This is a genomic window from Snodgrassella alvi, from assembly GCF_040741455.2.
Lineage (GTDB): Bacteria > Pseudomonadota > Gammaproteobacteria > Burkholderiales > Neisseriaceae > Snodgrassella > Snodgrassella alvi_E.
Window position 1 is genome coordinate 732,518 of the sequence record NZ_CP160328.2, and the last position, 14,419, is coordinate 746,936.

General features: G+C 40.7%; 12 protein-coding genes and 1 tRNA gene. 10 read left to right on the plus strand and 3 right to left on the minus strand.

Annotated elements, in window-relative coordinates:
• The first annotated feature begins 3 nt into the window (after positions 1-3).
• Both trmB and ABU615_RS03405 read left to right on the plus strand, forming a co-directional pair.
• Positions 4-711, plus strand: coding sequence for a tRNA (guanosine(46)-N7)-methyltransferase TrmB (gene trmB, locus ABU615_RS03400; protein WP_267391050.1), 708 nt, complete (start codon positions 4-6; stop codon positions 709-711).
• Between the two features lie 107 nt (positions 712-818).
• Positions 819-2,012 (plus strand): amino acid aminotransferase, encoded by a 1,194-nt coding sequence (locus ABU615_RS03405; protein ID WP_267391049.1) that lies wholly within the window; start codon positions 819-821, stop codon positions 2,010-2,012.
• Between the two features lie 102 nt (positions 2,013-2,114).
• Here ABU615_RS03405 and ABU615_RS03410 read toward each other — a convergent pair whose 3' ends face one another.
• From ABU615_RS03410 to ABU615_RS03420, 3 genes are all read right to left on the minus strand, one after another.
• Positions 2,115-2,690 carry an HdeD family acid-resistance protein gene (locus ABU615_RS03410; protein WP_267408728.1) on the minus strand — a complete coding sequence of 192 codons (576 nt, stop codon included), beginning with the start codon at positions 2,688-2,690 and terminating at the stop codon, positions 2,115-2,117.
• A gap of 63 nt (positions 2,691-2,753) precedes the next feature.
• Positions 2,754-3,251: a DUF3465 domain-containing protein gene (locus ABU615_RS03415; RefSeq protein WP_367418725.1), complete on the minus strand. Its 498-nt coding sequence runs from the start codon at positions 3,249-3,251 to the stop codon at positions 2,754-2,756.
• 150 nt (positions 3,252-3,401) lie between these two features.
• The gene (locus tag ABU615_RS03420) at positions 3,402-5,027 is read right to left on the minus strand and encodes a CTP synthase (RefSeq protein ID WP_100141354.1); all 1,626 of its coding nucleotides are present in this window, start codon (positions 5,025-5,027) and stop codon (positions 3,402-3,404) included.
• 167 nt (positions 5,028-5,194) lie between these two features.
• Between ABU615_RS03420 and gmk the strand changes: the two genes are divergently transcribed.
• The 8 genes from gmk (at position 5,195) to ABU615_RS03460 (ending at position 13,757) form a co-directional block, all read left to right on the plus strand.
• Positions 5,195-5,806 (plus strand): guanylate kinase, encoded by a 612-nt coding sequence (gene gmk / locus ABU615_RS03425; RefSeq protein ID WP_267391045.1) that lies wholly within the window; start codon positions 5,195-5,197, stop codon positions 5,804-5,806.
• A 48-nt stretch (positions 5,807-5,854) separates the two neighbouring features.
• A complete protein-coding gene (gene rpoZ / locus ABU615_RS03430) occupies positions 5,855-6,058 on the plus strand; it encodes a DNA-directed RNA polymerase subunit omega (RefSeq protein WP_100141356.1) in 204 nt (67 codons plus the stop codon).
• A gap of 14 nt (positions 6,059-6,072) precedes the next feature.
• Positions 6,073-8,601, plus strand: a complete 2,529-nt coding sequence (locus ABU615_RS03435; protein ID WP_370389215.1) for a bifunctional (p)ppGpp synthetase/guanosine-3',5'-bis(diphosphate) 3'-pyrophosphohydrolase — start codon at positions 6,073-6,075, stop codon at positions 8,599-8,601.
• A 277-nt stretch (positions 8,602-8,878) separates the two neighbouring features.
• On the plus strand, positions 8,879-9,091 hold the full coding sequence (gene rpsU, locus ABU615_RS03440) for a 30S ribosomal protein S21 (RefSeq protein WP_100141358.1): 213 nt from the start codon (positions 8,879-8,881) through the stop codon (positions 9,089-9,091).
• A gap of 161 nt (positions 9,092-9,252) precedes the next feature.
• A complete protein-coding gene (locus tag ABU615_RS03445; protein WP_367487492.1) occupies positions 9,253-9,696 on the plus strand; it encodes a GatB/YqeY domain-containing protein in 444 nt (147 codons plus the stop codon).
• Between the two features lie 79 nt (positions 9,697-9,775).
• A complete protein-coding gene (gene dnaG, locus ABU615_RS03450) occupies positions 9,776-11,560 on the plus strand; it encodes a DNA primase (RefSeq protein ID WP_370389343.1) in 1,785 nt (594 codons plus the stop codon).
• Between the two features lie 59 nt (positions 11,561-11,619).
• Positions 11,620-13,581, plus strand: a complete 1,962-nt coding sequence (gene rpoD, locus ABU615_RS03455) for an RNA polymerase sigma factor RpoD (RefSeq protein WP_100157162.1) — start codon at positions 11,620-11,622, stop codon at positions 13,579-13,581.
• Between the two features lie 100 nt (positions 13,582-13,681).
• Positions 13,682-13,757, plus strand: a tRNA-Ile gene (locus tag ABU615_RS03460).
• The last annotated feature ends 662 nt before the right edge of the window (positions 13,758-14,419 follow it).

The window sequence follows — 14,419 nt, forward strand, 5'->3', positions numbered from 1 at the left end:
AGCATGACCCAATATTCTGATTCAAAATCGGACATTAATAAAGATCACCCGCGTAGCATACGTAGTTTTGTTTTACGTCAAGGCCATATGACACAAGCCCAGCAACGTGCTATAGATAACCAATGGCCAAATTTTGGCATTGATTTCGTCAACAATAAAATTGATTTAAATGCCATATTCAATCGAACAGCACCCAAGATACTTGAAATTGGTTTTGGTATGGGCGTTGCAACAGCAGCAATTGCACAAAACCTTCCTGATTGCGACTTTCTAGCTATTGATGTTCATGGGCCTGGGGTAGGAAATCTATTAAAGCTGATTCAAGAACAGAATATACAAAATATTAGAGTGATGCGACATGATGCAGTTGAAGTGGTTGATCACATGCTTGAAGATAACTGCCTGCAAGGTATTCATATCTTTTTTCCTGATCCTTGGCACAAAAAACGACATCATAAACGGCGCCTGATTCAAGCATCTTTTATTGCACGACTACTTCCAAAACTTCAATCAAATGGCTACGTTCATCTTGCAACTGACTGGCAAGAATATGCAGAACAAATGCTTGAAGTTTTAAACGGGTTTCCTGAGTTGCACAACACTGCTGAAACTTATGCAGCTGTCCCTGACTACCGTCCCGAAACCAAATTTGAGGCACGAGGCAAAAAATTAGGTCATGGTGTATGGGATTTAGTTTTTGTAAAAAAATAACAGACCAAATTAATAAAAAGTAAAGACATTTAGAGTACAATTACCTTAGATTGCATTACAGCAATCATTTTCTGTCAAATAATATTGCTGTTTTCTAAGGAACTGAAATGTTTCAGAATGTCAAATACTATCCAGGTGACCCTATTCTGAGTCTGATGGATGAATATAAACAGGATGCACGCAGCTCAAAAGTAAATCTTGGTGTAGGTGTGTATTATGATGATAACGGCCATGTACCTGTGCTCGAATGTATTAAAACAGTAGAGTCACAATTAGTAGAAGAAAATCAGCCACACGACTATTTACCTATGGATGGTCTGCCTGCTTATCGGCAGGCATGCCAGAAATTGTTATTAGGTAAAAACCATGAAGCCATTACATCTGGTCGTGTTGCTACCATAGCTAGTCTGGGCGGTTCAGGTGCGCTGCGTGTAGGAGCAGAATTTATTCACCAATGGTTTCCACAGGCAAAAGCTTATGTAAGCAATCCTACATGGGGAAATCATATCAGCATATTTGAGGGTGCTGGAATCGAGGTTCATAAATATCCTTATTATGACCCTAAAACTATCGGAATTAAATTTACAGAATTAAAACAATTTCTGACACAACTCGATGTAGGCAGTATTATTTTACTACATCCGTGCTGTCACAATCCCACTGGCGTTGATCCCAGTCATGAGCAGTGGGATCAGCTTTTAGATATTATTAAAAATAAACAGCTAATACCATTTATGGATATAGCCTATCAAGGTTTTGGGGACGATTTAGAAACCGATACTTATGCTATCCGCAAAGCAGTAGAAATTGGGTTATGTGTTTATATCAGTAACTCTTTTTCCAAAAACATGTCGCTCTATGGTGAACGTGTAGGGGGTCTGAGTATTGTATGTCCAACTTCCGAAGAAGCTCGATTAGTTCAGAGTCAGCTCAAATTCACCGTACGGCGTCTATATTCTAGTCCACCTGCCTACGGTGGTCACGTCGTAAGCCGAGTACTTAGCAACACTAAATCTTATGAACACTGGCAGCAAGAAGTATATATCATGCGCGATCGCATTCGGAAAATGCGTTCTCGATTATATGAAGTCTTGCAGACGAAAATTCCTGATCGTGATTTCAGCTATTTTATTAAACAGCGTGGCATGTTCAGCTTTACAGGCTTAGATCCTCAGCAGGTAGCCCGTTTAAAAAGTGAATATGGGGTATATATGGTTGAAAACGGAAGAATGTGCATGGCCGGTTTAAACAGTAGCAATATAGAATATGTTGCCAATGCCATGGCTGAGGTCTTGAAATAAGAAATATTACTGATTAAAAAAATAAAACTGGTTGGCCAAGATTTAGCCAGCCAGTTTTTTTACCATTTATTCTATTAATTATTATTTCTCAATAATTAAAGCTCAATTAGCATTTTCCCTACCCAGTCTACGCATACGGAATGCCAAAGCGATATTAACTACACCAAACAAAGCAGCATAAATGCCAATTACCCAAGTCAGCGCTATTCCGCCCTGAATAGGATTTACCAGCAAAATAATACCAACTAACATGGATAATACACCCGCTGTGATCATCCATCCTGCACCACCAACAGATTTATGCAGACGAATAGCTGCTACAATTTGCAGAACACCACTTACTAACGCCCAAATCGCAATAAAAGTAATCAGTACCAGCCAAGTAATTCCTGGCACAAAAAAAGTTAGGAAACCAGCGAGTACACTTATAAAGCCCCAAATTAGCATCAGCCACCAATCCTGATGAGTTTTTCGTCCATTGATGGAAAGAACAATACCCATTACACCATCAACCAACGCATAAAAGCCGAAAAACATCACCATAACCAGTATCGAAATAAATGGATAAAACCAAGTTAATAAACCAAAGATTAAAGCTGCAAACCCACGAACTAGTACTATCCACCAATTTTCAGACAACAAATCAGCTAATGGTCTACGAAAAGAAAGAGTATTCACATTATTTCCTTTAGATAAATGTAAACTGCAAATAATAAATATTACACATGCTATTTCAGCAAACTATTGGTATCGCTTCTTCTTATACATCAGCCAGCCATCAGGATGGTGGTGTCCAGGATCATGGTGAGTCCAGTGTATCATCCCGCCTTTTTTATTACTGATATATTCACCAGTAAAAGCTACTTGGTCACCACGCTGTAAATTTTCTAATCGCGGAGCGATATCTATATTATGTACCACTAAAACCGTACTACTACCTGTACTTAAAATAAACCTCTGGTGACGGCTGCCTTTATTATCATCTGGTAAAGTTTTGATAACATAGCCATCACCATAAACCTGAACTTTGTCCAAATTCTCATTCTGAGCCTGATGTAAAGATATAGCTTCTCGTATTTGAGATACAGACAAAGGTTCTTTAGAAAAATTACTGCGAATTGATTTAAATGAATCAATTATTTGTTCATGTGCCTGACTTTTTTGCTGGTCATCAACAGAGCTATGCTGCCACCACCAGAAACCCAGTGCTACGATAACCAGAAAAATAATATTTTTCATAATAGGGAATTAATCTATCTACAGAATCAGCACTGAAACCATCATACAAAATGTAATCAAAGATAGCAAAATATTAATAGTTTAATCTTAAAAAAAAGGCTACCGGATAACACCAGCAGCCTGAGATACTAATTTGAATAAAATAGTAAACTATTTTTTATGAGCTAATGCAGCTTTGATAAAAGCAGTAAATAATGGATGTCCATTTTTAGGTGTTGAAGTAAATTCTGGATGGAACTGACAAGCAAAAAACCATGGATGGTCAGGTAATTCAATGGCCTCTACAAGTTGTTCATGTCCAGTAGATACACCTCCAATTACTAAGCCAGCCTGCTGTAACTGTGGCAGATAATAATTATTCACTTCATAACGATGACGATGACGCTCACGAATAAACTCATTGCCATATATGGTTTTGGCAAGTGATCCATCGGCCAATTTAACTTCCTGAGCACCCAAACGCATGGTACCGCCAAGGTTAGTATTGATATCACGTTTTTCAATCTGTCCATCACGGTCTTGCCATTCACTAATTAAAGCAACAACTGGATGCGGTGTTTTTAAATCAAATTCGGTAGAATTAGCACCAACCAGATTGGCAACGTCGCGTGCGTATTCAATCAGTGCAATCTGCATACCCAGACAAATACCCAAGTAGGGAATTTTGTGTTCACGTGCATAGCGTACAGCTGCAATTTTACCTTCAACACCACGAGTACCAAAACCGCCCGGAACCAAAATAGCATCCATGTTTTGCAAACATGCAGTGCCTTCTGTTTCCAGTATTTCACTATCAATATAATGAATGTCTACCTCTGTTTCGGTTTGAATACCTGCATGTTTTAATGCTTCAGATAAAGATTTGTATGACTCCGTCAAATCCACATATTTACCAACCATGGCGATTTTGACTTTATGTTTCGGATGTTGTACCAAATAAACAATTTTATTCCATGCAGTCAGATCAGCCTGCTGAACGTTTAATTGCAATTGTTCACAGATAATATTGTCAATACCCTGATCATGCAGCATTCTTGGTACTTCATAAATACTATCAGCATCATAGCAGCTTATAACAGCACGCTCTTCTACATTGCAGAATAATGCAATTTTACGTTTTTCTTCTTCAGGCATCGGCCGGTCCATACGACAAATAAGCACATCCGGTTGGATACCAATTTCACGTAATTCTTTGACTGAATGCTGGGTTGGCTTGGTTTTGATTTCACCAGCAGCAGCAATATAAGGAACATAAGATAGATGAACAAATAAAGTATTTGCTCTGCCCTGCTGGCTACGCATTTGCCGAATGGCTTCCAAAAACGGCAAAGATTCAATATCACCTACAGTTCCACCGATTTCGACAATTGCTACATCATAGCCGGCAGCACCTTCATGTATTTTACGTTTAATTTCATCTGTAATATGCGGTATTACCTGAACAGTACCGCCAAGATAATCACCACGCCGCTCTTTATGAATTACGCTTTCATAAACCTGGCCAGAAGTGAAGTTATTACGCTTCTGCATGGTAGCATCAATAAAGCGCTCATAATGACCCAGATCTAAATCAGTTTCAGCACCGTCATCAGTGACAAACACTTCACCGTGCTGAAAAGGGCTCATTGTACCCGGATCCACATTAATATAAGGATCCAGTTTAAGCATGGTCACTTTCAGACCACGAGATTCCAAAATAGCAGCAGTAGACGCAGCGGCAATGCCTTTACCCAGTGAAGAGACCACACCGCCAGTTACAAAAATAAACTTGGTCATGACAATCAGCAGGAAATTGAATTTAGCATTTTAGCTGAAAATAACACCAAAAGAAAGACATTCCCTTTTTCAAACTCTGCAAGTATATGCAATAATCTGCTTGCTCGGATTGGCGTAATAATCACGGCTGTGGCATAATTAGTCACCGTAATCCTTAAATTTATATTATGTTGCAATCTGGACATATTTTCATTGTTTCTGCTGCTTCAGGTACTGGCAAAACCACACTTGTTTCGCGCCTGAGTGCGCGTCAGCCGAATATTCGCATATCTATTTCCCATACAACCAGAATGCCGCGTGAGGGTGAACAAAATGGTGTACATTATCATTTTGTCAGCCGTAGTGAATTTGAGGATATGATTGCCAGCAATGCTTTTATTGAGCATGCCAATGTTTATGGCAATTATTATGGCACCAGTTTACAGGCTGTAGAATCATTAACCCAGCAAGGTTACAACGTTATTTTAGAAATTGATGTTCAGGGTGCGGAACAGATTCGCCGTTTACTGCCTAATGCTACCAGTATTTTCATACTACCTCCTTCGATGACAGAACTCACTGAACGTCTTAAAAATAGAGGCACTGATAGCGAAGACGTGATAGCCTATCGTTTAGCAAAATCCCGTGAAGAAATTGAACAAAGTCTTTTGTTTGATTATGTTATTGTTAATCAAGATCTTAATCAGGCAGAGCAGGATTTATTAGCAATTATCCGTTCGGTTGGGTTATGCGCGAAGGCGCAGCAACAAACCATTACCCGGATTTTATCTGGAAAATAAATATTTCAAGTTTAATGTTAAACAATTATTTCTATTGGAATTTATATTATGGCACGCATTACTGTAGAAGACTGTATCGGACGCATCCCTAATCACTTTGACCTGACCATGATTGCTGCCCTGCGAGCACGCCAGCTGGCTAATGGCGCAACATCACTGGTAGAAGAAGATCATGACAAACCCACAGTCATTGCTTTGCGCGAGATAGCCAGTGGACAAATTGGTGCAGAGTTACTCAACCAACAAAAATAATAAGGCAAACAGCCATGTACCCTCCCAGCCACACCTACAAACCACCTGTTAAACAATGGCGTAACACTCTCTTTGCACAAACAGAGTATTTAAATAAACAGGAACGCTGGGAATTACTGGAACAAGCGTGTGCCTATATCTACACTCTGGCCGAAAAAGATGGCAAAACTGCTCTACTTAAACGCAGTTTTGCCATTACTACATCTTTGGCACAAAATCAGCAACGAGTACAAGCACTGGCAGCGGTGCTGATCAAAATAGCCTTTGAAGATTTATGTTCTTCAGACAGTGATTTACCCAGCGCAGCTATAGGCACGGTGGGAATGAAAATATTTGATGCAATTAATACTTCATCATGCACCGGCACAAACGACCAGCTACAATGCTGTCAACAACAGATAGAAACGAGCTATCAGGACATTATTACTGAAGCAGAAAATAAACTCCTACACACTGCCTCTTACCTCAGCAAAGAAGATTTACAAATGCTGTCCCGAGCTTGCAAATTCGGTGCCCATGCCCATCATGGACAATTCCGTAACAGCGGCTTACCTTATATCACCCATCCTCTAGCCGTGGCGACTCAATTAGCAGAATGGCATGTAGACATTCAGGCTTTATGTGCCGGTGTATTACATGATGTACTAGAGGACACTGGTACTACCAAAGAAGAAATTATTGCCGAATTCGGTGAAACCATTGCCAACATGGTTGACGGGCTATCCAAACTGGAAAAACTTGAATATAACAACCAGCAGGAAGCACAGGCAGAAAGCTTCCGTAAATTAATTATGGCAATGACACAAGATGTTCGTGTCATAATTGTCAAACTTTCAGACAGGCTGCACAACATGCGCACACTGTCTGCTAAAAAACCGGCCAGTCGCAGACGTATCGCACAAGAAACCATGGAAATCTATGCGCAACTGGCCAATCGTATCGGTTTGAATCATGTATACCGTGAATTGCAAGACTTAGCATTTAGACATCTGTACCCCCACCGCTATGAAGTACTTGCCAAAGCCATTCAGTCTTCACGACGAAACAGGCGCGATATAGTAGGTAAAGTACTGCGAGCCTTCAGTCAACGTCTTGTGAGCGCCAATATTGAGGCACAGGTAAGAGGTAGAGAAAAAAACCTATACAGCATTTATGAAAAAATGCGTCGTAAAAATCTCCATTTTGCCGATGTAATGGATATTTATGCATTCAGGGTTATTGTAAATAACATACCTTCATGCTATACCGCTCTGGGTGTTCTGCATAATCTGTACAAACCTAAACCTGGACGAATTAAAGATTACATTGCTATTCCCAAAAACAATGGTTACCAGAGCCTGCATACCATCTTAATTGGACCTTACGGGCTACCTATTGAAGTTCAGATACGAACACACGAAATGGATACTATAGCCGAACGTGGTATTGCTAGCTACTGGATGCATAAAGATGGAGAGCAGAATAGTTTTGATCAGGCACAAATGCGTACCAATCAATGGTTGCAAAGTATTCTCGACATTCAAGCACATAGTGCCAATGCCATTGAATTTCTGGAACATGTAAAAACAGATTTATTTCCGAATGAGGTTTATGTCTTCACCCCTAAAGGTAAAATTATTACCCTTCCAGAAGGTGCCACACCTGTAGATTTTGCCTATGCTGTTCATACCGATATCGGCAATCGAACAGTCTCTGCACGCATTAATCACAATTTAATGCCCTTACGTACCCGTCTGCATACAGGTGATACCGTAGAAATAATTACCTCCAGCAATGGCCACCCTACTCCGGCATGGCTCGGCTTTACCGTTTCAAGCCATGCCCGTAGTGCCATTCGCAGCCAAATAAAAAAAATGGATCGTTCCGATGCCATACGCTTAGGCGAAAAATTATTACAAAAAGCCTTATCCAGCCTACTGCCAGAAAACGTTTTACTGTCAGACTCTTTAAAAGACAAATATCTGACCGATTTACGCCAAAAAAATACTTCTTTTGAAAATGTTCTCTGCGAAGTAGGTATGGGGTTACTACAGCCAGTATCTGTAGCCATGCATATTGCTGAACTGGCTGGCGAGCATTTTAATGACACCATTAAACTGGCACCAATTAATTTGACTGGCAATGAGTCAACTCATATTCATTTAGGCAAATGCTGCCACCCTATTCCTGGTGACACCATTAAAGCTTTGCTAATCAAAGATCAGGGCATTATTATTCATCGTGATACTTGTAATACGATTTTGAAAACAGACCCTGAACTTCAGCTGGATGCAAACTGGGATTTACTACAAGCAAATAACTATCAGACAACTTTATGCCTCAATGCTATTGATAGTCATGGATTACTGGCCACCATTGCTCAGGCTATTTCTTCAAATGGCGGTGATATTACATCTGTAGAAACCACCTCAAAAAAACTCGAAGGTGTGGAAGGATTTATTGAATTTCGTTTTGTGTTACAGGTAAAAGATTTAAATCAGCTCAATCATATTATCCGCGATTTACATTCTGTTCCTCAGATTCGTCGTGTAAACAGAATATAACGCTCATCATCTTTAATGATGTTACAAACGTACCCCTCCAGCTGGCTTGACGAATCATATTTAATCAGCCATAATCTTCTCCTTATTTATTTAAAATAACCCTATATCCGTTTTACTTTAAATTCTAACAGATATAGCCTCAATTACACCTTGGGAGGTGATGTTGTAAACGGTAATGCGGAACCGTAAACACCGCCTTTGCCTTTAGTGGCCTTTATTTAGTATTTATCTATCTGATATACAATCAGTAATATAATTATTTATTCAGGAAAAAAACATGCCTTCTATTCGTGTAAAAGAAAATGAACCTTTTGAAGTTGCTATGCGTCGTTTCAAACGCTCTGTTGAAAAAACAGGCTTGATGACCGAACTGCGCGCACGCGAAGCTTATGAAAAACCAACAACTGAGCGTAAACGTAAAAAAGCAGCAGCCGTTAAACGCTTACAGAAACGCCTACGCAGCCAGCAATTGCCACCTAAAAATTATTAATTGGAATTTCCGGCTTTGCATTAACAACCGGGAAATTACAATTAACCAGAATACCGCAGGCATTGCTTGCGGTATTTGCTTTTTACAGGTAAAACCTGAAGTAAAACGTATTTTTACAGCAAATCTCTATAATAACCAATTCACTTACTGCGAGCCCCATTATGAGCCTGAAACAAAAATTACAGGAAGACATGAAATCAGCAATGCGCAATCACGATGCAGCATCCCTATCTACCATTCGTATGGCATTAGCTGCTATCAAACAGATTGAAGTAGATGAAAGAATCGAGGTAGACGATAGCCGCTTCGTTGCAGTTATCAGCAAAATGGTTAAACAGCGGAAAGAATCGGTACGCATGTTTAACGAGGGTGGAAGAAACGATCTTGCCGAAAAGGAGCAAGCAGAAATTAACTTACTCCAAAATTACTTGCCCGAAATGCTAGACGATACCGCTATTGAAGCTGCCATTAAAGATGCTATTGCCAATGTGGGTGCCACACAACCGAGTGATATGGGAAAAGTAATGGGCATATTGAAAAAAACACTGGCAGGCAAAGCCGATATGTGTGAAGTTAGTAAGAAAATCAAACAGCTCTTGGCCTAATTAATTCAACATTCAAAAAAAAAGAGACAGGATAATCAGGTCTAGAAATTATGTGCAGCAATTGACGGGCATGGTTGGCATGATTCCAAACGAATTTATTGACGAGCTTTTAAATAAAATAGACATCGTTGATGTCATTGAAGAATTTGTACCACTTAAAAAAAGTGGTACCAACTACATGGCCTGCTGCCCCTTTCACAAAGAAAAATCCCCCTCGTTTTCGGTTAGTCCTGCCAAACAGTTTTATCATTGCTTTGGTTGTGGCGTACATGGATCCGCCATTGGCTTTGTCATGGAGTATCAAGGATTGAGCTTTCAGGAAGCCGTACAATTTCTGGCAGACCGCATCGGCATGACTGTCCCACAACAGTCTGGAAACTCCAATCCACATGTACAGAAAGCTCATAAACAGATTCAGCAGACACTAGAGCAAACTACAGCTGCGGCTGCCACCTACTATCAACAACAGCTAAAAACCTCACTGCGTGCACAGCAATATCTACAGCAGCGCGGCCTCAGTGATGAAATCATCATCCATTATGGCCTTGGCTATGCACCGGACGACTGGCAGGCGCTAGCCAAAGTTTTTCAGCCCTATCCCAGCAACGCATTGGTAAACAGTGGCATGGTTATCGAAAAAGACAGCCGCCATTATGACCGCTTCCGCGATCGCATTATGTTCCCCATACGCAGTACCCGTGGACAAATTATCGGTTTTGGTGCTCGCGTTATTGATGCAAGTGAACCTAAATATCTCAACTCACCTGAAACGCCCCTATTTGATAAAGGGCGGAATCTGTACGGACTATACGAAGCACGCGCTGCAATCAAAGATGCACAGCGAGTACTGGTCGTAGAAGGCTATATGGATGTCGTTGCCTTGGCACAGTATGGTCTAGGATATGCTGTAGCTGCACTTGGCACATCTACCACGGCAGAACACATACATTTGCTGATGCGGCAAAGCGATCATATCTATTTCTGCTTTGACGGTGACACTGCCGGCAAAAAAGCTGCATGGCGAGCATTGGAAAACGCTTTGCCACAATTAAAAGATGACAAAATTTTACACTTCCTTTTTTTACCAGCTGAACATGACCCCGACAGCTATGTACGTAGCTATGGATTAAGCACATTTGAAGATGCACTACTGAACCAAAGCTTGCCACTGTCTGCATACTTCTGGCAAACACTAACTGCACAGATTGACCTTAACACTCAGGAAGGTAAAGCAGAATTGATTAAAACTGCCAGCCCTTTGCTAGCTCAAATCAAGGCACCAGCATTGTCTTTCCTACTGCGCCAAGAACTCAGCCAGAAAGTGGGTATAGATGAACATAATCTAGCTCAGCTATTGGGACAAGAACAACCTAGATCAGCACCTGTCAGACAGAAAAGTTACCGTCTACCACAGAACACTTTCCGACAACCGCCTGTCATGTCACTGGCACAAAAACAGATACGTGCACTATTGATAAATCCGCAATGGGCCGCATTTATAGAACTACCAGAATATCTGGACCTGCACGGCGATTATGCATGCCTCGCTGCGCTGGCTGAACGCATACAAGCCTCCGTAACACCGTTAAACAGCGGAGCTGTGTTGGAACTGATGCGTAATACAGAATTTGAACCCGTCATTCGGCAGATTATCCATGATTATCTGGATTCACCGGATATCTTGCAGCCAGGAAATGAAGATGACTGCACCACGTTCAAACAGGGCATGCAAAAATTACTGGATAGTCTTAAGACCCAGCAGATTGATGCGTTGAAGCGCAAACTCCAGCATGGACGTCTCAGTGCCGACGAAAAACAGTTACTCCTGCTGCTCTTAAGCCCGCCCAAAATGCCGTCAGCTTAGCCTGACGTCTATTTTAACCCCTTGCAGCGCCATAGCTGCTGCAATATATTGAGTAAAATATGGCAAACCCAACACCCAAAAAAACCACTATTGATAGTAGTAAGGAACAAGACGATACCCGTCCGTTAACCGCTGAGGAACAACGTGCACGACTGCGTCAGCTGATTATTCAGGGCAAGGAACGTGGTTACATTACATATGCTGAAATAAATGATGCTTTGCCGGATGAAATGTCGGATGCCGACCAGATTGATAACATTGTTTCGATGATATCTGGTCTTGGGATTCAGGTTACCGAAGAAGCACCTGATGCCGAAAGTCTGCTAATGGGCGATAACACCGCCAACATGACTGACGACGATGCGGTAGCCGAAGCTGAAGCAGCTCTGTCTAATGCAGATAATGAATTTGGACGAACCACCGACCCCGTACGTATGTACATGCGCGAAATGGGTCAGGTAGACCTATTAACGCGTGAAGATGAAATCATCATCGCCAAAAAAATTGAGAATGCCCTGCGCAACATGATTCAGGCCATCTCTGCCTGCCCAGGTTCTGTAGCTGAAATACTGGCTTTGATTGATGCTGTACGCAAAGAAGAAATCAAAGTTGATGAAGTTGTAGAGGCTATTGTCGACCCACATGAAGAACTTCTCGATGAACTGGGTATCGGTATCGATAGCAAAAATGAGGATACTGAGGTAGAGGACGACAATGAAGACAGTGTTGACGTAGACGATGATTCTGAAGAAAACGAAGAAGAAAACGCTGCACTAGCAGCATCTGCTAATCTGGAAGAGCTGCGCCAAAAAACGCTAGAACACTTCGATGGAATTCAGAGCCGCTATGAAGCCATGGTTGCCGCACTTCAGGAGAAAGGCAGCAAAGACGCTACCTACCTCAAACTGCAAGAGGAAATTGCAGAGCAATTATTACAGGTACGCTTTGCTACCCGCCAGATTGAAAGCCTATGTGAAAACCTGCGCATGCGCGTCAATCAAGTACGACAGCTGGAACGAGATATTCGCGATATAGCTCTGAATCGTGTGCATATGGAGCGTGATTACTTTATCAAAAGCTTTGCCAATCGCACTACCGATTTGGGCTGGGTAGATGAAGAACTTTCTCTAAACCGCGTCTGGACAGAAGCACTACGTCGTTTCCAGTATGCCATTATTGAAAAGCAAACTGAACTGGCTAATCTGGAAGAGGCCGCTCAGATTTCACTGGATGAGCTGAAACAGATTAACAAAAACATGGTCAAAAGTGAGCAGGAAACCGCTGCTGCCAAGCAAGAAATGATTCAGGCCAACTTGCGTCTGGTAATTTCTATTGCTAAAAAATACACCAATCGTGGTTTGCAATTTCTGGATTTAATTCAGGAAGGCAATATCGGCCTGATGAAAGCCGTGGATAAATTTGAATATCGTCGAGGCTATAAATTCTCCACCTATGCCACCTGGTGGATACGACAGGCTATTACCCGTTCAATTGCAGATCAGGCTCGTACTATTCGCATACCGGTACATATGATTGAAACCATCAACAAAATGAATCGGATATCCCGTCAGTATTTGCAGGAAAACGGAGAAGAGGCCGACTCAGCCAAACTGGCTGAACTGATGGAAATGCCGGAAGATAAAATCCGAAAAATCATGAAAATTGCCAAAGAACCGATTTCCATGGAAACACCAATTGGCGATGATGATGATTCACATCTGGGCGATTTCATTGAAGATGCGAATAACGTCGCACCGGCAGACGCAGCCATGTATTCCAGTCTGCGGGAAGTCACAAAAGATGTACTCGAAAGCCTAACACCGCGCGAAGCCAAAGTTTTGCGGATGCGCTTTGGTATCGACATGAATACAGATCATACACTCGAAGAAGTGGGCAAACAGTTTGATGTTACCCGCGAACGTATTCGTCAAATTGAAGCTAAAGCATTACGCAAACTGCGTCACCCTACCCGCTCTGACCGGCTAAAGAGCTTTCTCGACAGTGACGAAAACAAACAGTAAATTTTTTACTTTTAAAACCAAAATCATCCGCACTCTGCGGATGATTTTTTATGTAAAACCTTGCAATCGTCTGACGTATTAGCTAAAATACGCCTTTCTCGGGTCTGTAGCTCAGGGGTTAGAGCAGGGGACTCATAATCCCTTGGTCGTGGGTTCGAAACCCACTGGACCCACCAAAAAACCTCATATGATTTTGTATCAGCTAGGTATCTAATTTAACAGTGCTGATTTCTTAATTATCTGCTATCTATTTATCAGAGATTTAGTTTATCTATTCTACTATTACTATTTAATCTCAATAAAAAATTAGCACAAAGCTTGAATTTTCATCTCATGAGATTTTTTTACCCAAAAAATCTAAGATATAAATTCAACAACATCAAAATTTTTCATTTTTTGGTTTAAACCTACAATAAAATTATTTTGATTCTGCTTTTAAACAAATGCAACTTTTCACAACCGAGGTTATTCAAAAATAATTAAAATTAAATATTTAATATAGATATTTAACTTATTTTTTTCTGAAACATCCGTTCCTCTCTTTAGCATTTACTGCTTTTTAAAAACAAAATCAAGCGATAAAAAGAATGTTTTTGTTTAAATTCAGCCATCTTTAAACCAAGATTTTTTGATTATTAAAACTCAACATAAGGACTAATATAATTTGATATCCAAATTTAGTTAACGCAAAACATTCTCTACAACAAATTAGTTGCAAAATTCATACACTTATTTATATATTATTTATTTTTCTTTTTATAGCCTGAATTTCCCGCCAATAGAAGCTCTGGCAACAACCACATTCAAAAAACATAAAATAATATTCCCTATAAATAAC

What these genes read in the sequence shown, in the direction of transcription:
- trmB (WP_267391050.1), top strand. Translation starts at nt 4, where the DNA reads ATGACCCAATATTCTGATTCAAAATCGGACATTAATAAAGATCACCCG.
- ABU615_RS03405 (WP_267391049.1), top strand. Translation starts at nt 819, where the DNA reads ATGTTTCAGAATGTCAAATACTATCCAGGTGACCCTATTCTGAGTCTG.
- ABU615_RS03415 (WP_367418725.1), bottom strand. Translation starts at nt 3,251, where the DNA reads ATGAAAAATATTATTTTTCTGGTTATCGTAGCACTGGGTTTCTGGTGG.
- ABU615_RS03420 (WP_100141354.1), bottom strand. Translation starts at nt 5,027, where the DNA reads ATGACCAAGTTTATTTTTGTAACTGGCGGTGTGGTCTCTTCACTGGGT.
- gmk (WP_267391045.1), top strand. Translation starts at nt 5,195, where the DNA reads ATGTTGCAATCTGGACATATTTTCATTGTTTCTGCTGCTTCAGGTACT.
- rpoZ (WP_100141356.1), top strand. Translation starts at nt 5,855, where the DNA reads ATGGCACGCATTACTGTAGAAGACTGTATCGGACGCATCCCTAATCAC.
- ABU615_RS03435 (WP_370389215.1), top strand. Translation starts at nt 6,073, where the DNA reads ATGTACCCTCCCAGCCACACCTACAAACCACCTGTTAAACAATGGCGT.
- rpsU (WP_100141358.1), top strand. Translation starts at nt 8,879, where the DNA reads ATGCCTTCTATTCGTGTAAAAGAAAATGAACCTTTTGAAGTTGCTATG.
- ABU615_RS03445 (WP_367487492.1), top strand. Translation starts at nt 9,253, where the DNA reads ATGAGCCTGAAACAAAAATTACAGGAAGACATGAAATCAGCAATGCGC.
- dnaG (WP_370389343.1), top strand. Translation starts at nt 9,776, where the DNA reads ATGATTCCAAACGAATTTATTGACGAGCTTTTAAATAAAATAGACATC.
- rpoD (WP_100157162.1), top strand. Translation starts at nt 11,620, where the DNA reads ATGGCAAACCCAACACCCAAAAAAACCACTATTGATAGTAGTAAGGAA.